At 71.8% G+C, this 21,846-nt stretch carries 27 protein-coding genes; 8 read left to right on the forward strand and 19 right to left on the reverse strand.

Translation table 11 applies throughout. From position 1 onward, the window contains the following. Positions 1–239: 239 nt before the first annotated feature. Complete coding sequence (locus tag WMF11_RS06565; RefSeq protein ID WP_437907579.1) at positions 240–392, reverse strand: YetF domain-containing protein; 153 nt, start codon at positions 390–392, stop codon at positions 240–242. A gap of 460 nt (positions 393–852) precedes the next feature. On the opposite strand from WMF11_RS06565, the gene WMF11_RS06570 reads away from it, so the two are divergent. After that, complete coding sequence (locus WMF11_RS06570; RefSeq protein WP_437976822.1) at positions 853–1,917, forward strand: NAD(P)-dependent alcohol dehydrogenase; 1,065 nt, start codon at positions 853–855, stop codon at positions 1,915–1,917. 34 nt (positions 1,918–1,951) lie between these two features. Here WMF11_RS06570 and WMF11_RS06575 read toward each other — a convergent pair whose 3' ends face one another. Beyond that, positions 1,952–2,911 (reverse strand): LysR family transcriptional regulator, encoded by a 960-nt coding sequence (locus WMF11_RS06575; protein ID WP_437976823.1) that lies wholly within the window; start codon positions 2,909–2,911, stop codon positions 1,952–1,954. A 149-nt stretch (positions 2,912–3,060) separates the two neighbouring features. On the opposite strand from WMF11_RS06575, the gene WMF11_RS06580 reads away from it, so the two are divergent. Further along, positions 3,061–3,600, forward strand: a complete 540-nt coding sequence (locus tag WMF11_RS06580; protein WP_437976824.1) for a hypothetical protein — start codon at positions 3,061–3,063, stop codon at positions 3,598–3,600. Beyond that, the gene (locus tag WMF11_RS06585; RefSeq protein ID WP_437976825.1) at positions 3,597–5,003 is read left to right on the forward strand and encodes an MFS transporter; all 1,407 of its coding nucleotides are present in this window, start codon (positions 3,597–3,599) and stop codon (positions 5,001–5,003) included. The genes WMF11_RS06580 and WMF11_RS06585 overlap by 4 nt, the downstream gene beginning before the upstream one ends. Before the next feature lie 47 nt (positions 5,004–5,050). Here the strand turns inward: WMF11_RS06585 and WMF11_RS06590 are convergent, their stop codons facing one another. The 7 genes from WMF11_RS06590 to WMF11_RS06620 all read right to left on the reverse strand — a co-directional run bounded on the left by WMF11_RS06590 (position 5,051) and on the right by WMF11_RS06620 (position 10,442). Next, positions 5,051–6,133: a GNAT family N-acetyltransferase gene (locus WMF11_RS06590; protein WP_437976826.1), complete on the reverse strand. Its 1,083-nt coding sequence runs from the start codon at positions 6,131–6,133 to the stop codon at positions 5,051–5,053. 8 nt (positions 6,134–6,141) lie between these two features. Continuing rightward, on the reverse strand, positions 6,142–6,930 hold the full coding sequence (locus tag WMF11_RS06595) for an MBL fold metallo-hydrolase (RefSeq protein WP_437976827.1): 789 nt from the start codon (positions 6,928–6,930) through the stop codon (positions 6,142–6,144). After that, positions 6,927–7,568 carry a class I SAM-dependent methyltransferase gene (locus WMF11_RS06600; RefSeq protein ID WP_437976828.1) on the reverse strand — a complete coding sequence of 214 codons (642 nt, stop codon included), beginning with the start codon at positions 7,566–7,568 and terminating at the stop codon, positions 6,927–6,929. The genes WMF11_RS06595 and WMF11_RS06600 overlap by 4 nt, the downstream gene beginning before the upstream one ends. A 216-nt stretch (positions 7,569–7,784) precedes the next feature. Next, complete coding sequence (locus WMF11_RS06605) at positions 7,785–8,399, reverse strand: DNA-3-methyladenine glycosylase I (RefSeq protein WP_437976829.1); 615 nt, start codon at positions 8,397–8,399, stop codon at positions 7,785–7,787. Then, positions 8,396–8,692: a YciI family protein gene (locus tag WMF11_RS06610; RefSeq protein WP_437976830.1), complete on the reverse strand. Its 297-nt coding sequence runs from the start codon at positions 8,690–8,692 to the stop codon at positions 8,396–8,398. The genes WMF11_RS06605 and WMF11_RS06610 overlap by 4 nt, the downstream gene beginning before the upstream one ends. Positions 8,693–8,709: 17 nt before the next feature. Then, entirely contained in the window at positions 8,710–9,375 is a 666-nt protein-coding gene (locus tag WMF11_RS06615) for a TetR/AcrR family transcriptional regulator (protein ID WP_437976831.1), read from the reverse strand. A gap of 200 nt (positions 9,376–9,575) precedes the next feature. Next, complete coding sequence (locus WMF11_RS06620; RefSeq protein WP_437976832.1) at positions 9,576–10,442, reverse strand: LysR family transcriptional regulator; 867 nt, start codon at positions 10,440–10,442, stop codon at positions 9,576–9,578. Between the two features lie 85 nt (positions 10,443–10,527). On the opposite strand from WMF11_RS06620, the gene WMF11_RS06625 reads away from it, so the two are divergent. Beyond that, a complete protein-coding gene (locus tag WMF11_RS06625; RefSeq protein WP_437976833.1) occupies positions 10,528–11,385 on the forward strand; it encodes a ketopantoate reductase family protein in 858 nt (285 codons plus the stop codon). A 121-nt stretch (positions 11,386–11,506) separates the two neighbouring features. On the opposite strand, the gene WMF11_RS06630 is transcribed toward WMF11_RS06625, so the two are convergent. The 3 genes from WMF11_RS06630 to WMF11_RS06640 all read right to left on the reverse strand — a co-directional run bounded on the left by WMF11_RS06630 (position 11,507) and on the right by WMF11_RS06640 (position 13,147). After that, positions 11,507–12,175, reverse strand: a complete 669-nt coding sequence (locus WMF11_RS06630) for a glutathione S-transferase family protein (protein WP_437976834.1) — start codon at positions 12,173–12,175, stop codon at positions 11,507–11,509. 122 nt (positions 12,176–12,297) lie between these two features. Continuing rightward, positions 12,298–12,807, reverse strand: a complete 510-nt coding sequence (locus WMF11_RS06635; RefSeq protein WP_437907591.1) for an SRPBCC family protein — start codon at positions 12,805–12,807, stop codon at positions 12,298–12,300. A 10-nt stretch (positions 12,808–12,817) separates the two neighbouring features. Beyond that, positions 12,818–13,147, reverse strand: coding sequence for an ArsR/SmtB family transcription factor (locus tag WMF11_RS06640; RefSeq protein WP_437744628.1), 330 nt, complete (start codon positions 13,145–13,147; stop codon positions 12,818–12,820). Positions 13,148–13,255: 108 nt separating this feature from the next. Between WMF11_RS06640 and WMF11_RS06645 the strand changes: the two genes are divergently transcribed. The 3 genes from WMF11_RS06645 to WMF11_RS06655 all read left to right on the forward strand — a co-directional run bounded on the left by WMF11_RS06645 (position 13,256) and on the right by WMF11_RS06655 (position 14,702). Then, entirely contained in the window at positions 13,256–13,774 is a 519-nt protein-coding gene (locus tag WMF11_RS06645; RefSeq protein WP_437976835.1) for an SRPBCC family protein, read from the forward strand. Then, a complete protein-coding gene (locus WMF11_RS06650; RefSeq protein ID WP_437976836.1) occupies positions 13,758–14,117 on the forward strand; it encodes an ArsR/SmtB family transcription factor in 360 nt (119 codons plus the stop codon). Before WMF11_RS06645 ends, WMF11_RS06650 begins: the two co-directional genes overlap by 17 nt. 93 nt (positions 14,118–14,210) lie before the next feature. After that, entirely contained in the window at positions 14,211–14,702 is a 492-nt protein-coding gene (locus WMF11_RS06655) for a Fur family transcriptional regulator (RefSeq protein ID WP_437976837.1), read from the forward strand. A 311-nt stretch (positions 14,703–15,013) separates the two neighbouring features. Here the strand turns inward: WMF11_RS06655 and WMF11_RS06660 are convergent, their stop codons facing one another. From WMF11_RS06660 to WMF11_RS06680, 5 genes are all read right to left on the reverse strand, one after another. Next, on the reverse strand, positions 15,014–15,244 hold the full coding sequence (locus tag WMF11_RS06660; RefSeq protein WP_437550225.1) for a hypothetical protein: 231 nt from the start codon (positions 15,242–15,244) through the stop codon (positions 15,014–15,016). Between the two features lie 158 nt (positions 15,245–15,402). Continuing rightward, positions 15,403–16,179 (reverse strand): ABC transporter ATP-binding protein, encoded by a 777-nt coding sequence (locus tag WMF11_RS06665; RefSeq protein ID WP_437976838.1) that lies wholly within the window; start codon positions 16,177–16,179, stop codon positions 15,403–15,405. Continuing rightward, entirely contained in the window at positions 16,179–16,994 is an 816-nt protein-coding gene (locus WMF11_RS06670) for an ABC transporter permease (RefSeq protein WP_437976839.1), read from the reverse strand. The genes WMF11_RS06665 and WMF11_RS06670 overlap by 1 nt, the downstream gene beginning before the upstream one ends. After that, the gene (modA, locus tag WMF11_RS06675) at positions 16,991–17,821 is read right to left on the reverse strand and encodes a molybdate ABC transporter substrate-binding protein (protein WP_437976840.1); all 831 of its coding nucleotides are present in this window, start codon (positions 17,819–17,821) and stop codon (positions 16,991–16,993) included. The genes WMF11_RS06670 and modA overlap by 4 nt, the downstream gene beginning before the upstream one ends. Positions 17,822–17,883: 62 nt before the next feature. Further along, positions 17,884–18,327 carry a substrate-binding domain-containing protein gene (locus WMF11_RS06680; protein WP_437976841.1) on the reverse strand — a complete coding sequence of 148 codons (444 nt, stop codon included), beginning with the start codon at positions 18,325–18,327 and terminating at the stop codon, positions 17,884–17,886. Between the two features lie 295 nt (positions 18,328–18,622). Between WMF11_RS06680 and WMF11_RS06685 the strand changes: the two genes are divergently transcribed. Continuing rightward, positions 18,623–20,014, forward strand: a complete 1,392-nt coding sequence (locus tag WMF11_RS06685) for a sensor histidine kinase (RefSeq protein WP_437976842.1) — start codon at positions 18,623–18,625, stop codon at positions 20,012–20,014. Here the strand turns inward: WMF11_RS06685 and WMF11_RS06690 are convergent. Both WMF11_RS06690 and WMF11_RS06695 read right to left on the reverse strand, forming a co-directional pair. After that, positions 19,918–20,511, reverse strand: a complete 594-nt coding sequence (locus WMF11_RS06690) for a GNAT family N-acetyltransferase (protein WP_437976843.1) — start codon at positions 20,509–20,511, stop codon at positions 19,918–19,920. The two genes, WMF11_RS06685 and WMF11_RS06690, sit on opposite strands and share 97 nt — an antisense overlap. Then, positions 20,508–21,791 (reverse strand): hypothetical protein, encoded by a 1,284-nt coding sequence (locus WMF11_RS06695; RefSeq protein WP_437976844.1) that lies wholly within the window; start codon positions 21,789–21,791, stop codon positions 20,508–20,510. The genes WMF11_RS06690 and WMF11_RS06695 overlap by 4 nt, the downstream gene beginning before the upstream one ends. Positions 21,792–21,846 lie beyond the last annotated feature (55 nt).

Raw genomic sequence — 21,846 nt, forward strand, 5'->3', positions numbered from 1 at the left:
GTCTTGAAGATCGGGCGCGAGGAGGAGCAAGTCGAGCAGGCGCTTCACCTGCGCCCGCGCCAGCGGCCGCTCGTGCCCCGCCGTGCCGCCGGTCGTGGTCACCCGCAGCGCCTCCGCCCTCGACCGAAGCCGCTCGCGCAGCAACGTCAGCCGGCTCCGTGGAAACCGCTGCGCGTGCGCATCGATCTCGCCCACGACGCACACGTGTTCTCGCTGAAGGGGCCGTCGGTCAGTCCGGCTCATTGCTCGCCGCCCTGCGCCCCCTGCTTCTTGACCACGCTGATCTCCCCGTCCGCCTCGAGGCAGGCAGAGCGCACCGTGGTGATGTCCGTGATCCCTTGCCTGCGAAGGGCCGCCAACAGCTCCTCCTCGGTGACCATCTCCCGGCGCATGTTCTCGCTTGGAAAAACCAAAGTTCCCTTCCATGGGCGTCCTCCCACCAGTACGGCCACGCGCGTCAGCGCGCGGGATGGACGTCGGGAGCGAGGTTCGCGGCCGACCAGCGCGCCAGCGCCGCGAGCTCGACGCAGCGGTGCAGGTGTCTCATCTCGGTGTTGCTGGGCATGGCCGCCTCCTTCGGGGCACGGGAGTACTGCTTCGTTCGCGCTGGAGGGGCCCTCGCAAGAAGGGGACCGCTGCAGACCGTGTGCCGCGCGGCCGAGGAGGGGGGCGCTCGGTGCGCTTTCTGCTAAATTTGCGTATTTGCTCGTGTTTCTGCCCGTTCGGCGCGCTGGTTCACCGCCGACGCCGAGCGCATGATAGTGCTGCGTGCTGCACGTGGCCCGGCAGCCGACGAGCGAGGCGGGCCTGCCCTCCCTCTTCCAGGAGCGCAAGCTCTTCCAGGAGTAAAAGATGACCGTGAAAGCCTTTGGTGCCCATGCCGCCGACAAGCCGCTCGAGGCGCTCGACATCTATCGTCGCGCCCCGGGCGACCACGATGTGCAGATCGACATCATCTACTGCGGCGTCTGCCACTCGGACTTGCACACCGTCCGAGGTGAATGGGCGGGCACGCTCTATCCGTGTGTTCCTGGGCACGAGATCGTGGGGCGGGTGTCCGCTGTGGGGGCCCAGGTATCTCGCTTCAAGAAGGGCGAGCTGGTCGGCGTCGGCTGCATGGTCGACAGCTGCGGCCGCTGCGCGTCCTGCGCCGATCACCTCGAGCAGTACTGCGAGAGGGGCATGACGCTCACCTACAACTCTCCGACCCCGGACGCCCCCGGGCACACGCTGGGCGGCTACTCCCAGCGGATCGTCGTCAACGACAGGTACGTGGTGAAGATCACCCATCGCGAGGATCAGCTGGCGGCCGTGGCCCCGCTGCTCTGCGCCGGCATCACCACCTATTCGCCGCTCCGGCACTGGAAGGCCGGGCCCGGCAAGAAGATCGGCGTGGTGGGCATCGGCGGGCTCGGCCACATGGGCGTCAAGCTCGCCCACGCGATGGGCGCGCACACCGTCGCGTTCACGACGTCGGAGTCGAAGCGGCAAGACGCCAAGGCCCTCGGCGCGGACGAGGTCGTGGTGTCGCGCAACGCGAACGAGATGGACCGCCACGCCGAGAGCTTCGACATGATCTTGAACACGGTCGCGGTGAGCCATGACCTCGACGCCTTCACGAGGCTGCTCAGGCGGGACGGCGCCCTGGTGCTCGTGGGCGTGCCGAAGGACGCCCACCCGTCGCCCAACGTCTTCAACCTCGTGCTCAAGCGCAGGACGATCGCGGGGTCGACGATCGGCGGCATCGCCGAGACGCAGGAGATGCTCGATTTCTGCGCGGAGAAGGGGATCGTCGCCGACATCGAGGTGATTCCGATCCAGCGGATCGAACAGGCGTACGAGCGCATGCTCAAGGGCGACGTCAAGTATCGCTTCGTCATCGACTCCGCCAGCCTGGCCGCCGGGCCACAGGGGTAAAGCCCTAGGTCATCGTCAACGCCGAGGGGCGGCGCTAGCCCCGTCGCCTCTTCCGTGGCGCGCGGCGCTGCCCGGCAGGCCCGCTCCGCGCCGCCGTCTCTTCCCCGCCTGCCACGACCTCCCGCACGCTGTCGCGCAACCAGCGGTGAGCGGGGTCCGCGTCCAGCCTCGGGTGCCACAGCAACGAGACGGTGATCTCCGGCGCAGCGAAGGGCAGCGCGAAGCTGAACAGGCCGTCACGAAGGCTCCTTGTGTGGTGATCCGGAACGGTGGCGATCAGGTCGGTCGCGCGCGCCAGCGCGATCGCCGTGGCGAACCCGCCGACGATGGTCACCACCTCGCGCGCCAGGCCGAGCCCGGCCAGGGTCTCGTCGATGCGCCCCTTGGCCACGCCGCGCCGTGAGAACACGACGTGGCGTCCGGCGGCGTAGCGCGCGGGCGTGATCTTCGCGCGGCCGAGGGGGTGGTCGCTGCGCACGACGCCGATGAAGCGGTCGCGGAACAGCGCCTGGGTGCGCAGCTCGGGGCTGGTGTCTTCGTCGACGACGCCCGTCTCGAGGTCGACGGCGCCCGTGCGCAGCGGCGCGCTGTCCTTGTCGGGCTTGGCCACGAAGCGCAGCCGGACGCCTGGCGCCTCGGCGCCGGTGCGCTCGATCAGGGCTGGACCGAAGCTCTCGACGAAGCCCTCGCTGGTGCGCAGCGTGAAGGTGCGCACCAGGCGCTTCAGGTCGAGCTTCTCGGCCGGCCGCAGGACGGCCTCGGCGCCCTGCACGAGGTGGCTCACGCGCTCGCGCAGCTCGAGCGCGCGTGGGGTCGGCACCAGGCCGCGTCCAGCGCGCACCAGCAGGGGATCGCCCAGGGTCTCCCGCAGGCGCGCGAGCGCCCGACTCATCGCCGACGGGCTCAGGCGCAGGCGCCGGGCCGCGCCGGTGACGCTGCCTTCCGTGAGCAGCACGTCGAGCGTCACGAGCAGGTTCAGGTCAGGCAGCGACATGCCAGCAGGCTACCAGAGGTCGGGGTGAACTATGGCGTCGGATGCACATATAGATTGCGATCGTTGCGCGTTCCGCAATCCGTGCCGGCGCTCTAGCTTCAACGTCGAAGCGCGGATCACGTCGATTCGAGCCCAGCCGGAGGCCACCCATGACCGAGAACGCCCTTGACCTGTTCGTCCATCGCACCCGCGCCAGCTGGGGACCGCTCAGCAGCGCCCTTGTCGCCAGCTGTCGCGATCACCTGGAACAGCTGGCGAAGGCGCACGCCTCCGAGCCCTGGCTCGCGGCGCTGCACGAGGAGGCGCCCGCGTCCAGGGAGCTCTACCGGGATGCGGAGCACGGCTTCGTGCTGCAGGGCCACACCGAGCAGGCCGGGCTCTACCGCCCGCCGCACGACCACGGTCGCAGCTGGGTGATCTACGCCCTGCAGCGCGGAGAGATCGCGATGTCGACCTACGCTCGCGTCGAGACCGGGGCCGGCGTCCAGCTGGTCAAGCGTGACGAGACGCTGCTGCGCGCCGGACAGGCGCAGCTGTTCTTGCCGGGAGACATCCACGACACGCGCTGCGTCGCCGGCCCGGCGCTGCTGTTCCGTTTCACCGAGCGCGATCTCCGACAGGAAGATCAGGTCGCGCGGCGCGTGACCCGCTATGTCGAGCGCAACGGCGTCTGGACGGTGGGAACATGATGGCGCTGCGCACCTCGATCGCGGGCGCGCCCCTGCCGAGCGAGGCGCCCGATCAGGCGGCTTCCGGTGTGCAGGGCCCGGCGCGCGCGGAGGCGATTGCGTGCGTGCTCGCGGCCATGGTGCTGGTGGTGCTCTCCGCGGGCATCGCCAACGTGGCGCTGCCTGCGCTGGCGCACGCGCTCCAGGTGACGCCCGCCGCGTCGGTGCGCGTCGTCAGCGCCTACCAGCTCGGGCTGGTGATGGCCCTGCTGCCGTGCGCCGCGCTGGGCGAGAGCCTGGGCTATCGCGCCGTGTTCACGGCGGGCGTCGGGCTGTTCACGGGCGCGTCGGTGCTGTGTGCGCTGGCGCCGTCGCTCCACTGGCTGGTCGCTGCGCGCTTTTTGCAGGGGCTCGGGGGCGCCGCCGTGATGGCGCTCGGCGTGGCGCTGCTGCGCTTCGTGGTTCCGCAGGCGCAGCTGGCGGCCGCCATCGGCTGGAACGCGCTCGCCGTGGCGCTGTCCTCGGCCGCGGCGCCCACCGTCGGCGCCGTGCTGCTCTCGAGCGCCAGCTGGCCCTGGCTGTTCGCCGTCAATCTTCCGCTCGGCGTGGCGGTGCTCCTCGCCTCGCGCGGCCTCCCCGAGGTCCCCGGCACGGCGCGGGCGCTGGACGCGACGAGCATGGCGCTGAATGCGGGGGCCTTCGGCGGGTTGATCGCAGGCGCGGAGCTGCTGCCGGCGGCGCCGGCGCTCGGGGCCGGCCTGCTCGCCGCGGCCGTCCTGAGCGCGACGCTGTTGCTCCGCCGCGAGCTGCCGAAGGAGGCGCCTCTGGTGCCGCTCGACCTGCTGCGCAGCCGTTCGTTTCGCGTCTCGGTGATCGCCTCGGTCGCGTGCTTCGCGGGACAGGCCTCGGCGCTTGTCGCGCTGCCCTTCCATCTGCGGCACAGCTTTGGCCAGGAGGCCCTGAGCACCGGGCTGCTGATCACGCCCTGGCCGCTGAGCGTGGCCCTCCTGGCGCCCGTCGCGGGCCGCCTCGCCGACCGCATCTCGACGGCCTGGCTGTGCGCGGCGGGCGCGGGGTGTCTCGCGCTGGGGCTCGCTGCGCTCGCGCTGTCGCCGGCGCACGGCAGCGCGCTTTCGCTGGTGCCGTTCGTGGCGCTGTGCGGCGCGGGCTTTGGCCTGTTCCAGGTGCCGAACAACCGCAACATGCTCCTCGCGGCGCCGCGCGCGCGGAGCGCCGCCGCGGGCGGCATGCAGGGCACCGCGCGGCTGGCCGGCCAGACGGCGGGCGCTGTCGTCATGACCTTGCTCTTCACGCTCATGCCAGTCGATGCCGCGCCGCGCATCGGCCTCGGTATCGGCGCCGCGCTGACGCTGAGCGCCGGGATCGTCAGCGCGCTGCGCGCTGGCCCGCACCGCGAGCCATGACGGTGGGCGAGTGGGCAGCGCTCGTCGAACGATCCCGACGGCGACGATCAGCCGGCCGGATCGCGGCCGGCGCGCACGTAGGCCACGACGGCGCCCCGCCTCGACCACCGCACGAAGCCGAGCCGATCGAGCAGCCGCGCGGCCGCTGTGTTGGCTTCATCGGCGCTCGCGTGCAGGCTGGGCGCGCCGCGGGCGCTCGCCTCGCGCACGACGGCGGACGCCATCTCGCCGCCGTAGCGCTGGCGGGTGAGCGCCGGGTCGACGGCGACGACGAGCTCCTCGACCTCGCCGTGGATCTTCGCGATCCCAGCGACGCCGACGAGCGCGCGCTGGCCGTTGCGCGCGACGAACATCCCGAGCTGGCCTCGCGCGAAGCGCTCGTCGCTCGCGCGGACGGCGCCGTCCATCCACGCGGCGTCGAGCGCCTCGCCTCCGGGTCCACGACAGCGCACGTCCTCCCTCGCGAAGAGCGCGACGAGCGCGGGAACGTCGGCCGCCGACCATGGCTCGAGCGCCAGCCGATCGGTGGCGAGCACCCGCGGCGCCTCGCCCGGCGCGCGGCGGAGCGCATGGAGCCAGTCGGCGAGCAGCGCGCCGGCCTGGGCGCGCGCGTGGACGGGGTCCGCGGCCTCGGTGACGAGCGCGCCCGCCTCGGCGAACGCCGCGCCGAGCATGCGCGCCAGGGCCTCGACGGGGCGCGGGCGAAGCAGCCCGCGCTCCATCCAGCCCGCGAGCAGCGTCGTCACGAGCGGCGCGTTCGCGGCGCGATCGACGTCATCGAACGACCGGAGCACCCGCGGGCCGTCGCGGAACACGATCGCCTGCACGTCGGCGTCCGTGCACGCGTCGAGGTAGGCGTCGCAGGCCGCCGCGACGCTGTCCCAGCCTCCTCGCGACCGCGCGGCGGCGAGGACGCGCGCGCCGATGTCGTGGAAGAGCTCCGCGACGACGGCGGCGAACAGCTCGTCCTTGCTGGAGAAGTGGTGGTAGAGCGCGCCGTGCGTCACGCGCGCCGTGCGACAGATGGCGCCGATGCTCGCCTGAGCGTGGCCGTGCTCCGCGAACGCGCGCCGCGCCACCTTGAGGAGCCGCGCGCGCGTCGCGTCCTTCTGCTCCGCGCGCGTGCGCACGCGCGCGGTCACCGCGCCGCCGCCCCGGCGCTGAGCGCGCGATATTCCTCGGGCGAGTGCGCCGAGAAGACCGACACGCCCTCCTGCGTGCGCCGCAGCTCGCGGAGGCGCTCGAGGTTCGCACGCCGCGCGGCTGGCAGCGTCGAGGTCACCCGGGCCGCGAGCCGCGTCGCCCACGGGGCGGTCCGCCCGGGGTCGAGCTCCACCGGATCGAGATAGGCGTCGCCGGCGTGGAGCAGCCACCGTCCTCGCGCTTCAACGGCGACGCCCGTGTGACCGCGCGTGTGCCCGACGAGCGGCACGAGGAGCACCTCGGGCGGCAGGCCGCGCAGATCGCGCGCGGCGCGGAACCCGAGCCAGGTCTCGCCATCCTCGTACGTCTCCCACCGCGCGACGTCCCGCCACAGCGCCGCGTCGTAGCGCGGGTCTACCGGGGCGCGCTCGGCGCTCGCGCGCTCCGGCGCGTACACGTGCACCGTGGCGCGCGGGAAGTCACGCAGCCCGCCCGCGTGATCGACGTCGAGGTGGGTCAAGACGACGTGGCGCACGTCGTCAGGCGAGAACCCGAGCGCGCCGAGCTGCGTGAGCGCCGATTCCTCGAGCGTGAAGCGCGGCCGGAGCGTCCACCGGTTCATGCGCGACATGCGCCGCCGAGGATCCTCGCTCACGTGATGCCCGATGCCGGTGTCGATCAGCACGAGGCCGTGGGCGGCGGTCTCGAGCAACAAGCAATGGCAGACCGCTTCGCCGCCGAGCAGCGGGCAGAAGGAGCCGCAGTTGAGGTGATGCACCTTCATGGCCGCGCCGCGAAGACGAGCTGCGCGGTCCCGCGTGCGAGGGAGATCGGCTCGGAGCAGGCGAGGCCGGCGGCCTCCAGCTCTTCGCGATAGCCGCGCTCGATCACGGCGCGCACGGTCGGCGGCTCGAGCCCGAGGAGGAAGCGGCGCCACATGCGCGCGTAGCCCCCTTCGGCGGGCACGGCGTGATCGACCACGGCCAGGCGCCCGCGCGGCGCGAGCGCGCTCGCCGCGCGCACGAACAGCGCGCGGCGCGTCGCCGGGTCGAGCTCGTGCAGCACGAACGCCATGAGGATCACGTCGTAGCGAGCGCCGGCGTCGAGATCGAGCGCGCGCAGATCCCGAGCGGCGAACGACGCCCCGGGGGCCTTTCGTCGCGCGCGCGCCAGCATGCGGTCGGAGCCGTCGATCGCGGTCACCGCGGCGCCTCGGGCGACGAGCAGCCTCGTGAAGCTGCCGGTCCCGCAGCCGAGCTCCAGGACGCTCTCGCCTCCGGTGAGGCCGAGGCGCGCGAGCACGTCCTCGCGCAGCGAGCGCTCCCCGCCGACCGGCAGGTAGATCGAGCGCACGAGCGCGTCGTACAGAACCGGCGCGAAGGGCATCTCGAAGGTGCTCAGCGTGCTCTGTTCGTTTGACATGATGAACGAATGTTGCTCACATGATTCCGTAATGTCAAGACGCGGGCCGCGGACGAGCCCGTCGGCGAGGTCGAGCTGCCGCGTCCTCGTCCTCGAGCTCTCCGGCGCCCAGGTCAGCCTGCTCCGCTTCGCGTGGAGCCGACCTGCGCGTGGGGAGCGCTCGTCGTCGCTCTCCGCCACGTCTCCGCGGCCTTCGACCGTGACGGGTACGAGCTGTCAGCGTCGGGGGCGCTTGAATCGCTCACGCGAGCGCTCGACGTCTCCTCGGATGACGCAGCCCTCGGCGTGATCGTTCACCAGCCCCATCGCCTGCATGAACGCGTACACCGTCGTGGGGCCGACGAACTTCCAGCCGAGCTTCTTCAGGTCCTTCGAGAGGGCGACCGACTCCGGTGATGTCGATACGGTCTGCGGGCGCGCGAGCCGCTCCGCGGCGGGCTCGTAGCGCCAGACGAACGCCGCCAGCGAGCCCTCGCGCTCGGCGAGCTCTCTGGCGCATCGCGCGTTGTGGATGACGGCCTCGATCTTGCCGCGGTGGCGGATGATCCGCTCATCTCCGAGGAGCCGCTCGACGTCTCGCCCGGTGAAGCGGGCGACCTTGTCGACGTCGAAGCCGTGGAACACCTCGCGGAAGCTCTCACGCTTGGCGAGGACGGTGCGCCAGCTCAACCCGGACTGGAAGCCCTCGAGGCTCAGCTTCTCGAACAGGCGGCGGTCGTCGCTCACGGGAAACCCCCACTCGCGATCGTGGTAGTCGATGAACTCCGGCGCCGCGCCGGACCAGCGGCAGCGCGCTCGACCGTCGGGCCCCACGGTCGTCGCGGCGCTCATGGCGCGTCGCCTCGCAGGAACTCGAGCCGCTCGTCGACTCGAGACGGCGCGATCTCGACGATCTCGGCGCTGACGACGCCCGCGGCGACGAACGGATCGCCGTTCACCCTGTCGCGGAGCTCCTCCATCGTGGTCCGATGCGCGAGGATCCCGCCGCCGCCGTTGGGCTTCAGGCTCCCGACCAGCACGAACACGCCTTCGTCGAAGCCACGCCGGATCCAGGCGTTGTGTTGATCCATGTGCAGGCTGGCTTGACGCTTGTTGTCGGAGAATTTGAGAAGGACAAGAAACACGGCGCATGCTCCTGGGGTTACGGCTCACGTCTGCCGCGGGGGCGGCCACGTGTCGCCTTGCGTTGCGTCGCCTGGCTCTCCCGCTCCGATCGAGCGTCGGGCCCAGGCGGGGCGGCGCTGGTCGTCAGCGACAGCAACCACGCGTGCATCTGCTCCACTTCCTGCGCGATGAAGGCCTCGTCGTGGAAGGCGCTCGCCAGCGTGGCCACCCCCTGGCTCCGGGCCAGGAGGTGCATCGCGAGCTCATCGGCGTCGTCCGCCCGGCCGAGCAGCGCGAACTGCCGGCTCAGCCACGTCCTGAAGAGCGTGAACAGCCGGTTGGCTCCCGGCCGAGAAGGGTGGTCGAGCTTTGCGAGCTCGGCGCACAGGGTGCCGACGGGGCAACCGAATCGTTTGATGTTGGCGCGGTTCGCGATCAAGATCCCGATGAAGCTGCGTATGCGATCCGCGGGGCTGTTCCCCTCGATCTCCCACCGATCGAGCATCTGCTGCGTGGTGGCGAGGCGCTCGTCGATCACTTCATCCAGGATCTCGTCCTTCGTCTTGAAATGGTAATAGAAGTTGCCGCGTGAGATGCCGACGGCCTCCGCGATATCAGCGAAGGATGTGTGCTCGTAGCCCCGTCGATAGAAGAGACCGTCAGCCGCTCGAACGATCTGAGCGCGCGTCGTCGGGTTGCTCATGGCGTCGCCTCGCCGGATGGCCGCTGTCGCTGCCGCCGAGAGTCGATCTAGTAGGACGATCGTCCTAGGCTGTCAAGCGTCGCTGCGCCCGCCCTGCCACGACTCGGGCACCGGCGGGCACGGGCACGGACCGGCGGCGCCTGCAGCACGATCCCGCCGTCGCGCCGATCGGCACGCTGGAGCGGCGCGAGGGCCCGCTGTCATCCGCGAGCGGTGGCCGTGGTCGTGTACTCCGCGAACAGCTCGCCGAGCGCCCTCGCCATCGCGCGCATGCGCGGCACCTGGCGCAGCTCTCGATGCATCACGACGTAGAACGGGACCGACGGACCCGCGGCGTCGAGCGCCACGGGCTCCAGACCCGGAAGATCGACGCCGGCCCCGTGCACCACGATGCCCATGCCCGCTCGCGCTGCCTCGATCCGCGTCTCCACGGCGTTTGAACGAAGCGGGAAGTTCTGCGCGCCGCGCTCCACGAGCCAGTGGAAGGGGCCGAGTCCCTGGGTGATCCGCTCATCGACGATGAAGCGCTGGCCTGCGTAGTCCTCTCGCGTGACCAGGCGTCCGGGCAGATGCGCTGCCAGGTAAGCGGCGCTCGCGTACAGAGCCGGCCTGACCTCGCCGACGCGCTTCTCGATGAGCACGTTCGAGGCCGAACGACCCCCGCGGAGCCCGATGTCGGCCTCGCGCTCCGCCAGATCCACCAGCCGCGACTCGACAGACACCTCGACGATGGTCGTCCGGTCCTGCTCCCAGCATCGCCGCGCCGCCTGGGCTGCCACGGCGCCAAACCCCTCCGGCACGGAGAGGCGCACGGTGCCGGCTCGTTCACGATCGTGCGCCCCGAGCGCTTGCTCGAACCCGGCGGCGATGTTCACGAGCGCGAGGGCCTCGCGCTCTAGCCGCACCCCGTGGCTCGTCCGGTGGACGACGGAGCGCCCGAGCGCGCGCTCGAGCGTCGAGACGCGCCGCATGACCGTGGAGGCCGACATGCCGAGGCGCTGCCCGGCCGCGAGGAAGCTCCCGCGGCGGTGGACCTCGAGCAGCACACGACAATCGTCCCAGTCCATGGGACGACCCTGCCATCTCGGCGGATCTTCGTCCACGCAAAACCGTTTTGTCCCAGCGCAAAACCTCCGTCGTGCGGCGCCGGTTATGCTGTCTCCCATGAAAATGGCAGTGCTTGGTACAGGAGCCATCGGCAGTACATTCGCTTACCAGCTGGCGAAAGCCGGCCACGAGGTCACGGCCGTCGCGCGCGGCGCGCGGCTGGAGCGCCTGCGGGAAGACCGCGCCATTGTTATGACCGATGGTGCTCGCGCAGCTGTGGCCGTCGCCGGCACGCTCGACCCGAGCGTCCCGTACGATCTCGTGCTCGTGACGGTGCTGGCGCCTCAGGTCGACAGCGTCTTACCCGTGCTGCGACAGAGCGCCGCGAAACACATCATGTTCATGTTCAACACCTTCGAGCCGCTGGATCGACTGCGGGACGCGGTGGGCGCCGAGCGCTTCTCGTTCGGCTTCCCCGGCGGCGTGCTGGCGCATCTCATCGACGGCAAGCTGCGGAGGCGCATCCTGCCCGGCACCACCGTGGGGGATGCGGCCTGGGCGAAGGTGTTCGGCGCTGCAGGGATCCCGACCGTGACCAGCGCCGATATGCACGCATGGTTGCGCTCGCACGCCGCCATGGTGATCCCCCTCATGTCGATCGGCGTCGTCGTGGCGCACCGGAACGCCGGCATCACATGGCGTGAGGCGCGCCGCTACGCCGCCGCGCTCGCCCAGGGGTTTCACATCGTGCGCGGCCTGGGCCACGCCATCGAGCCCACCGTGGTGGCGCTGCTCAGCCGTCTGCCGCGCACGCTCACCACCGGCCTGTTGTGGCTCATGAGCCGCACCCAGGAGCTCCGGAAGCTCGGCGCGCTCGGCGCCGCGGAGCCCCGGATGCTCATCGACATGATGGCGACCGCGGTGCCGAATCAGGCCGCCGAGCTGCTGGCGATCCGCCCGTAGCGGTGTCCGGCCACATCCCGGCGTGCGCAGGCGCAGCGAGCCCGAAGCCTGCGAGGACGCGGGTGCGTCTTGCAGGTTGGCCCGGAGATCTGCATCAGCGCATTGCGCCAGCGCTCTGGAGCTAGTCGCGATCGGTTGGCGCGCCGCCGGGGAAGTAGTGGCGATAGGGTCGGCCGCCCTCCACGGCGCGATCGACGGACGGGCGCTCGCGCAGGCGGCGGTAGTAGGCGCGCAGGTTCGGGCGGTCGTCGAAGGGGTGGACCCAGTCGGCGTAGAACAGCGACGGGGCGGCGGCGCAGTCGGCGAGGGTGAAGGCGTCGCCTGTCGCCCAGGTGCGGCCGGCGAGCTCGCCGTCGAGCCAGGCGTAGACCTTGTCCAGGGCGGCGCGGGCCTGGACCTCCCCGTACTCATCGCGCGGGTTGGACTGCATCTCGCGGATGCGGTTGTTCACGATGACCTGCATCTTATTCATGACGTAGTTGTCGAAGATGCGATCGAACATCCGCACCTGGAGCGCGGCGTCCGGATCGGGCGGGATCAGGCGGGCAGGATCCGGATGCGTCTGGTCGAGCCACTCGACAACGATGGTCGCCTCCCACAGGGCGAGATCACCGACCCGGAGCACGGGGAACTTGCCGAGCGGCCAGAGCGCCGCCAGCTCGACGCCGGCCTGCGGGTTGGAAGGCTCCAGCAGGCGCAGCTCGAAAGGGACGTCCTTTTCATGGAAGGCGATGAAGGCCTTCTGGGAGTAGGACGAGAAGGGGTGGGCGTAGAGGATCGGTGTCGTCATGGTGGCCTTGCTGCTTCGCGTGTCGGCGAGCGGTTCGTGTCTGCAAGTGGTCATGGTCGGCGAGACCGTCGCGCGTTCCATCGGAGCGCCCGAGATTCTCGCAAAATCAGCCGGATCGATGTTCAGCCAGGCCTCTGCGTGCCCCTCGCCAGCTCCTCGCCGAGCGCGTCCAGCATCTGGAGCCAGCTCGGGTGCGCGCCGGTCCGGCGAGCGAGCGCCTCGCTCACGTTCTGCTCGAGCCTCACGAGCGTCCGCCCGTTTCGCTCGGTGAAGGTGATCGACACGAGCGTCTCCTCGGGCCAGTCCCGATCGTGCCCCTGGCTCTCGGAGGAGACGGGATTCCCGTTCGCGTCAGCGATCCGCATGGTGAACGCGAGCCGCTCCGGCCGCACGACCTCGCGGTAGACACCGACGGTCCAGCAATCGCCGAACTGCGGGTTGTGGATGCACGAGTGGAAGCCCCCTCCCGGCCGGACGTCGATCCGCGCGAAGCGGATGGTGCACCCCCGCGGCGCGAACCAGCGCGCCAGCAGGTCGGGGTTCGTCCACGCATCGAACACCGCGTCGCGCGGAAAATCGAACGTGCGCTCGATGAGGACCGTGGGCTCATGAGGGGTTTGAGAGAATTGCATCGTGACGTGATCACCCTTTCTTTGGCGGATGCAGCTCGTGCAGGAGGTCGTCCAGGCGGCCGAACGCCTCGTCCCAGTGCTGCCGGTACTGCTCGACCCAGCTCGCCACCTCCCGCATCGGCGCGGGATTGAGCTGGCAAACGTGCTGCCGCCCGTCGCGCCGCTTCTCGATCAGACCCGCTCGTTCCAGGGTTGCCAGGTGCTTGGAGATGGCCTGTTGCGAGATCTGAAACGGCTGCGCCAGCTCGTGCACCGACGCAGGCCCCGTCTTGAGCCGCACGAGGATCGCGCGCCGGGTGGCGTCGCTCAGGGCGGCCAGGGTCGTGCTCAGCGAATCCACAACCATATGGTTGTGGATCGACAGCCGGAAGTCAAGCGAAGGGCGATGTGCAATCAAATGGTTGCACTTCGCTGAGCGGCTCGTTATTGTGCATCCAGGAGGTTGCACATGGCATCGACGGACAGGATCGAGAAGCGGGTCACGCTGCGCGCGCCCGTGTCACGCGTGTGGCGGGCGATCGCCGACGCCCGGGAGTTCGGGCGCTGGTTCGGGATCGAGCTCGTGGGCGAGTTCGTCGCGGGCAAGACGCTCACTGGCATCTTCGATGAGGGGCTCAACGAAGCCGCCATCATGGACTACCAGAAGAGCCGCGGTCTCCGGCCCTCGAAGGTGAAGCTCCCCGAGAAGGGCGCGGTGTTCTGCACGGTGGAGCGCATCGAGCCGGAGCGGTACTTCAGCTTTCGCTGGATCCCGTATGGCATCGACGCCGAGGCCGACCCGGACAACGAGCCGACGACGCTCGTCGAGTTCCGCCTCGAGGGGGTCGCTGAAGGCACCCTGCTTACCATCGTGGAGTCCGGCTTCGACCGTGTGCCAGCGCATCGGCGCGAGCGCGCGTTCCGCATGAACGAGGGGGGATGGGCCGCTCAGGCCGAGAACATCGCGAAGTATGTCGAAAGCATGTGAACCGGCGGTCGCCGACGTCTTCTTCGCCCTCGGCGACGGGACGCGGCTGTCGGTGGTGTCCCGGCTCGGGGCCGGAGGGGCGCTGTCGGCGACCGCGCTCTCCGACGGAGCGAAGGTGACGCGACAGGCCATCGTGAAGCACCTCCGGGTGCTCGAGGGCGCGGGCCTCGTGACGCACGAGCGGCGCGGTCGCGAGGTCCTCTACGCGCTCGAGCCGCGGCGGATCGAGGAAGCCCGCGTGTTCCTCGACGGCATCTCCGCAGGCTGGGATCGCGCGCTCGAGCGGCTGCGCCGGATGGTCGAGGAGCCGTCGCCTCCGCCGCGGAAACGGGAAACGCGATAAGGGAGCGGCTTATCGGCGACGTCCTGACCCAAGCTCCGCCGAGGTGCTGGGCCAGCGTTGACCATCTTGCGAACGGTTCGTATAGTTCCCCGCGTGCGCCAAGTGACCCAGCCGCCCGCGCTAGACGAGACCGGCCTCGAGCGGGCGCTGGAGCGGCTGCGGCGCGCGGTGCGGCAGCGCGGCCTGAAGGGGTCGTCGGTCCGCGACTCCATCGCGCGCGCGGCGCTCCTCAGGCGAGGGCACTTCTCGGTCGACGACCTGCTGAAGGAGCTCCGCGAGAGCGGCGTCGTCGATGCCCACCCCGCCACGGTCTACCGGGTCCTGCCGCTCCTGGTGGAAGCGGGGCTCCTCCAGATGACGCTCGTGTCGAAGGGCGACGGCGCGCGGTACGAGCGAGCGTTCGAGCGTGAACATCACGACCACCTGATCTGCACACGCTGCGGCAAGGTCGTGGAGTTCGAGTTCGAGGCGATCGAGGTTCTTCAGCGCGATGTCGCGGAGAGATTCGGCTTCCGCTTGACGGGCCACGTCCACGAGCTGCTCGGGATCTGCAAGGACTGCAGCGCTGCCGGCGTCGAGGGCTGACGCGCGAGAGGCGCCCTGCCGGCGCCGCTGCGCGACGGGATCACCGGCGTGCCCGACCGCGAGGCAGGCGGCGTACATGAGCAGCGACCCGGACACCGCCGTCAGGTAGCCAGGCCACGCGATCCAGCCGGCGCTCAGGGCGACGAACGCGCCGACGAAGCCGAACATCGCCGCGCAGCCGGCCACGGCGACCCACGGGCCAAGGCGCCCCATGGCCGCGCACGCGAGCTCCCGGACCCGCGCGCCGAACGTCCCCCAGGGCCCCTCCAGCGGAAGAGCCGTCGAGGCCGCGCGCGCGAGCGCCCGGGCCCTCACGCGACACCTCGCCTCACCACGTTCATCACCTCGGTCGTCCTGCGCGCGTGGAGCTCCGCGGCGGCCTCTCCGAGCACGGCCCACAGCGCCTCCAGGCTGGAATCGTCGAGCCGGACGGAGACGGGGCCGAGGTGAATCGAGATACCCCCGCAGTCCAGGCACCGCTGGACGTGCGCGACGCCGTTGTACGCGAGGGTTTCGTGACGACAGTCCTTCGAGTTTGACAAGTCGACCTCCCGAGCGAGACCGTAACGCGAATGATTCTCATTTTCAATATCATCGCGCTGGGTGGCAACTGCGCGCTGGGTGGCGACTGGCGGACGGATGGCCTCGCGGCCGGAGATCCGGCCGTGACAGAGGGTCTTCGCTGCTCCTTGCTGAATCTTCAGGCTGAATCCGCGCTCCGGGAGGGCGGCGCGTCGCCGGCGCTGCGCGCCGAGGCGATGAACTCCTCCACGAAGGGCGACGCCGGTCGGGCGGAGAGCTCCTCCCAGGTGCCGGCCTGCGTCACGCGCCCTGCCTCGAGGACGGCGATGCGATCTCCCAGGAGCCGCGCGTCCGTCGCGTCGTGCGTGACGACGACGGTGGGGATGGCGAGCGTCCGCAGGTAGTCCGAGAGGAACGCCCGGACCTCGCGGCGCGAGTGGACGTCGAGCGCGGCGAGCGGCTCGTCGAGGAGCAGCGCCCGCGGGCTCACGGAGAGCGCGCGCGCGAGCGCCACGCGCTGCTTCTCGCCCCCGGAGAGCGCCTGCGTCCGCCGGTGCGCGTGCGCGGCGATGCCGAGGTCGTCGAGCATGGCGTCGACGACCTCGGCGCCGGCCGCGCGCCCCCGCCGCGCGGGATCGCTCCGCACCGCGAACGCGACGTTCTCACGGACGCTGAGGTGCGGAAACAGCGCGTAGTCCTGGGGCACATAGCCGATCCCGCGCTGCTCGACGGGCACGTCGATCCCGGCCGCCGTGTCGAGGAGCACCGCCTCGCCGACCTCCACGCGCCCTCGCTCCACGGGGAAGACGCCCAGGAGGAGCGAGAGCAACGTCGTCTTCCCGGCGCCGTTCGGCCCCACCAGGACGAGCGACCCGCCGCCGGTGTCGAGCTCGGCCTCGATGCGCAGGCGCCCGACGCGCGCGGTCACGCGGGCGCGGAGGCGCTCCGCCGCCATCACGGCGCCGCCTCGAGGCGCTCGGCCTCGGTGGAGCGCCGCAGCACGGCCCGCACGAACAGGAGCAGCGCGAATGCCACGACGACAAGGACCATCGACAGCGCCTGCGCGGCGCGCAGGTCCGACTCGAGCGCCGTGTAGATGGCGAGCGGCAGCGTCTGCGTCCGCCCCTCCAGGTTGCCGGCGAACATGAGCGTCGCGCCGAACTCGCCGAGGGAGCGGGCCCAGCTCATCGCGGCCCCGGCGGCGAGCCCAGGGGCCGAGAGCGGCAGCGCCACGCGGAAGAACACCCGGAGCGGCGACGCGCCGAAGGTCCGCGCCACCACGAGCAGCCGCGCGTCGACCCTCCGGAACGCGCTGGTCGCCGCCTGCACGAAGAACGGCGCCGAGACGAACACCTCGGCGACGACGACCGCCGCCGTCGTGAACGAGACGGACCACCCCGCGGGGTAGAGCCACCCGGCGAGGAGCCCGCGGCGGCCGAACGCGAGCAGCAGCGCGACGCCCGCGACCGCGGGCGGGATGACGATGGGCAGCTGCACCACCGCCTCGACCGCGCGCGAGAGCCGCCCGCGCGAGCGCGCCAGCGTCCAGGCGAGCGGCGTCCCCAGGACGACCACGACGGCGAGGCTCGCGGAGGTCGTCAGGAGGCTCAGGCGCAGCGCGGGCCACACGAGGGGGTGGCGGAGCCCCTGCGCGACGTCCCCCGCGGTGGCCGTCGCGAACAAGGCCAGGATCGGGACGGCCAGGAAGGCCACGAGGACCGCGCCGACCGCGGCCAGGGCGACCCGCTCCGCGCGGAGACGTCCGCTCACCTGGGCGCGCCCCCGCCGGAAGGCACAAGGAAGCCGGCGCGCCACAGCGCCGTCCGGCCGGCCTCCGACGTCACGAGGTCGACCCACGCGCGCGCGAGCCCGGGGTGCGGGGCGCCGGACACGACGGCGATCGGGTACTCGGCGAGGACGTTGACCTCGGGCGGGATCGCCACGACGACCACGCCGTCCTGCGCCGCCAGCGCGTCCGTCCTGTAGACCACGCCCGCCTGTGCTTCCCCGAGGCGCACCTTGGCGAGCACCTGCCGCGCGTTGGGCTCGCGCGAGGCGACCTTGGACTCCACGCGCGCGCGGAAATCCCCGCCCAGGGAGGCCGACGCGCGATCGAGGATCTGCAGCGTGTAGCGGCCGATCGGGACCTCGGGGGTGCCGATGACGATGCGGGTCGCGGCGGGGAGGTCGGCGAACCCCCGGACGGTCGCGGCGCTCTCGCTCGCGACGACGAGGACGGGCTCGTTGCGCGCGAAGACGACGGGGCCCGCGGCGCGCTGGGATTTCACGAGCTCGTCCATGTGGCGCTGATCCGCCGAGGCGAACACGTCGGCCGCGGCGCCGTGCTCGAGCTGCGTGCGGAGCTCCTGCGTGCCGGCGAAGTTGAACGTGACCTCGACGCCCGGATAAGAGCGCTTGAAGTCCTCTCCCAGCGCGGTGAACACGTCCCGGAGGGAGGCGGCGGCGAAGACGACGAGCCTGTCCTCCCGCTGGGCGGACGCCGGCGAAGGGCGCTCGCAGCCGCCGAGGACGGCGAGGCACGCCGCGAGGATCAGGAGGGGGAGGCCGCGCACCAGCTGTCGTCGGGGGTACTTCATCGGGGAGACTCCTGGGTTCCGTCGTTCCTGGGTTCCGTCGTTCCGTGGCTCCGTTTGCGCCGTCATGCCGCTCGCACCTCGGCGACCCGCTCGCCCGCCTGCCGAGCGTCGTAGGCGAGCGCCGAGAGCTCACGGCGGAACTCCCCTGAGACGAGGACGTCGAGCAGGCGCTGCACCCTGCCGTCATCGAGCCCCTCGCGCGGGACCGCGAGGTCGTAGCGCTCCTCGGCCAGGGGCACGAAGCCGAGCCCGAACGCCATCGCCGCGTCGCGCGTCGCGACGCCGGTGTCCGCCGCGCCCATCGCCACGGCGCGCGCGACGTCGAGGTGGCCGGCGACCCGCAGGTGCGGCTTGCGCGCGAGCTCGATCGGCAGCCCGTGGCCGCGGACCTCGCGCTCGAGGAGCCGCTGGGCGCCGGCGCCCGCCTCCCGGCCGGCGAGGCGCAGGCCAGGGAGATCGAGGTCGGCCGCGCCGCGGACGCGGCCGGCGTCCTCGCGGTCCGTCATGACGCACACTCTTTACACCGAGGAATGCTTGCTTGTCATCCATCGGCGGCCTTGAGATGCCCTCGGCCCCACGCGACAGGTCGAGTCGCCCCGCTCGTCGCGCGTTGTCCTGCCACGCTCCCGCTCGCCGCCGGAGCGCTTCTCGCCGTGCGGTGCGGCGCCGGGGCGCCTTGCTCTTCGCGCAACGCGGTCTAGCTTTCGCGGAGTGGCTCAGCCCCACGGATCCGCCGACGCCCGTCGAGAGGACGGAACTTCGGTCATTCCGACGCGGACGCGCTTCGAGGCCACGGCGAGGATGGGTTACGCCATCCTCACCCTGCTCCTGGCGCTCGGCATGGCGTTCTCGGTGCGGCGCTTCTCGTCCGTGGCCGAGGCTCAGATCGATCGGCTACGCGCCAAGGAGCACGAGATCACGCTCGTGGAGCGGCTCCGGTGGAGCAGCGAGCTCATCGTGTCTCACGGCAGGGGCTACCTCATCTCCGGTGATCCCGAGCTCCTCGAGCAGGCGAAGAGGGCCAGGGCACGCTTCGACGAGCACGTCGGCGCGCTTCGCGACCACGCGCTCAGCCCGGTTGGTCTCGAGCGGGTGACCGAGGTCGAACAGGCTGCCAGGCACCTCGTCCGGATGCAGGAAGAGCTGCTCGCCGCCCGGCAGCGGACGCGGACTGGCGACACGAGCGAGCTCGTGCGCCGGTTCGACGAGGAGCTGAGGCCGCGTCACCGCGATCTCGAGGGCTCCCTCGCCCGCCTCGTCGAGCACAAGCAAGACGTCCTGAAGCAGCTCTACGATGACGCGAAGACGGAGCGAGCCCGGCTGGCGCTGTGGCTCGAGGGCCTGCTGGGCTTGCTGGTGCTGGCCGGCCTGGGGATCGCCTGGTACTTCACGAAGCTCCTCGGCGGCCCGTACCACAAGGCGCGGGAGGCGCGCGACGCCGCGCGCCTGGCGCTGGCGGCCCGCGACGAGCTCATGGGCATCGTGGCCCACGATCTGCGCAACCCGCTCGGCGCCATCGCGCTGAAGGCCGCGTGGCTGCGGCGGGGCGCCGACTCCGAGCGAACACGGCAGCAAGCGGAGTCGATCGAGCACGTCTCGCTGCGGATGGAGCGCCTCATCAGGACGATGCTCGACGTGACGACGATGCAAGCCTCCAGGTTCTCGGTGACGCCGAAGCCGTGCGCGGTGGAGGATCTCCTGCACGAGACGATGGAGATGTTCGGGCCGCTCTCCGAGTCGAAGCAGGTCCGGTTCGAGCAATCTCTGAAGGAGCCCGGGCTCGTGATCCGCGCGGAGTGGGAGCGCGTGCTCCAGGTGCTGTCGAACCTCCTCGGCAACGCCCTGAAATTCACGCCCCAGAGCGGCCAGGTGACCCTCTCGGTGGACCGGGACGGGGCGATGGCCCGCTTCGCCGTCCTCGACTCGGGGCCGGGGATCCCCCCCCAGAACCTCACGAGCATCTTCGAGCGGTTCTGGAAGGACGAGACGCCCGGGAAGAAGGGCACCGGCCTCGGGCTCTACATCGCCAAGGGGATCGTCGACGCGCACGGCGGCCGCATCTGGGTGGAGAGCGAGGTCGGGCAGGGCGCCCGGTTCTACTTCACGCTCCCGATCGCCGAGGCGGCGGGGCACGAGGCGCCCGCGGCGGCAGAGGCGCCCGCGCCCGCGGCGGGAGGCGACACGCGCGCGTAGAGCAACATGTCGCCGAGCCGCCCGTCCTTCACGACGTGGCGGCGCATCCGCGCCTCGAGCGCGTAACCCGCCTTCTCGAGCACGCGGGCGGACGCCCCGTTCCAGTCGAAGACGCCGGCCTGGATGCGCTCGAGGCCCAGCTGCTCGAAGCCGTACCGCGTCAGCGCGATCACCGCCTCGGTCGCCAGCCCGCGCCCCCAGTAGGCCGCGCCGAGCCAGTAGCCGAGCTCCGCGGTGTTCCGGTGCACGTCGTCGAGGCGCTCGAGGCCGATGCCGCCGGCCGCCTCGCCGGCGACCACGATCGCCAGGGCCTCGCCGGGCCGCGCGCGCGCCGCGCAGTGCGCGATCCAGCCCTCGGCGTCGTCGCGCGTGTACGGGTGCGGAAAGCGATCGCGGAGGTTCGCCCAGACGCGGCGGTCGTTCGCGTTCTTGACGAGCGCGTCGACGTCGACCGCCGCCCAGGGACGCAGGGTGAACGCGGGCATCTCGAGGATCATGGCGTCGTTCCCTCCGGCCGAGCCTCGCCGGCCCGAGCCTCCGATCGATCGAAGAGCTTCACGAGGATCTCGCTCCCGATGCCGGTCGCGACCATCCGCTCGCGGCGGTTCGAGAGCAGCGCGCCGAGCCACGGCAAGGCGCCGCCGTCCCCGAGCGGGAGCTCGAGGCCGTCGTCCCGGCGGACGACGAGCTGGATGAACGGCCCGGCGTAGTAGCCGAGCCCCTGCAGCCGCGCGAGGTCGTAGGCGACCTCGACCTCCGGGCGTGCGCGGGCGAGCGGCTCGCTGACCTCGGCGACCCAGCGCTCGGCGCGCGCGAGGAGCTCGGGGCCGAGCCCGAGGGACCGCGCGGCCCCCACGAGATCCGCCGCGCGCCGCGGCAGATCGACGCCGGCCTCGCGCAGGGCCGCCTCCGTCGACCCCGGCTCGTGCGCCTTCGCCCGCCGCGCCATCGCGTCCGCGTCGACGCCGCGCGCGCCGAGGCTCGCGCGGACCAGCGACGTGTCGGAGAGCACGACGCGCAGCCCCGCGGCGCGGAAGCCCGCGTGAGGCAGCGCGCGGACGAGGTCCGCCCAGACGACGAGGTGATCGAGCAGGGCGCGCCGCTCGCACGCGTCGTCCTCGCCGCGGCCCGGGGAGCGGGCCGCCGTCGCGAGGGCGAACAGGCGGAAGTGCGGCGTGAAGCCCGGCTGGGTCGTGGGCTGCATCCGCAGGACGCGCTGGCTCGCGCAGAACCGCAGCGGCTCGCCGCCCCGGGTCCCCCGCCGGCGCCGCGCGGCGTGCAGCGCGAGCCCCGTCGTCGGGTCCGCGGCGACCTCGGCGAAGCGGACCGTCGCGAGCACGTTGTTCGGCTCGACGCCCGCGCACGCCGTGGCGCCGAGCGGCCCGATCGGGGCGAGATCCACCGCCTCGAAGCCCGCCGCCGCGGCGTACGCCGCCGCGTCGAGGGCGTGCAGCCGCCGCGCGTCCGCCGTCGAGGCGTGCGTCATGGGCGCGCGCTCCGCGTGGTCGAGGACGTCGGCGAAGCTCCGCCGCAGCGCGCGCCGGCGCAGGCAATGGAGCAGGAGCGTGGTCAGCTCGTTGCCCGGGAGGTCCTCGGCGAGGAGCCGATCGATCGGCTGACCGGCGTGCGCCTCGGCCGCGCGGCGGGCGATGCGCGACGAGAGCTCGCCCGTCTTGTCGTCTTCGAGCGGCCGCCGCGGGGGAGCGGCGGGCCGCTCGGGGGCGGTGGGCTGCTCGCGGGCGGTCGACACCGTCCTGAGGTCGTCGGCGGTGGGCATGGCTGGCTCCTCGTCGACACGGTGCCCCGGATCTGGCACCCTGGAAAGGTCCAGA

The organism is Sorangium sp. So ce295, assembly GCF_051527405.1.
GTDB lineage: Bacteria > Myxococcota_A > Polyangia > Polyangiales > Polyangiaceae > Sorangium > Sorangium cellulosum_B.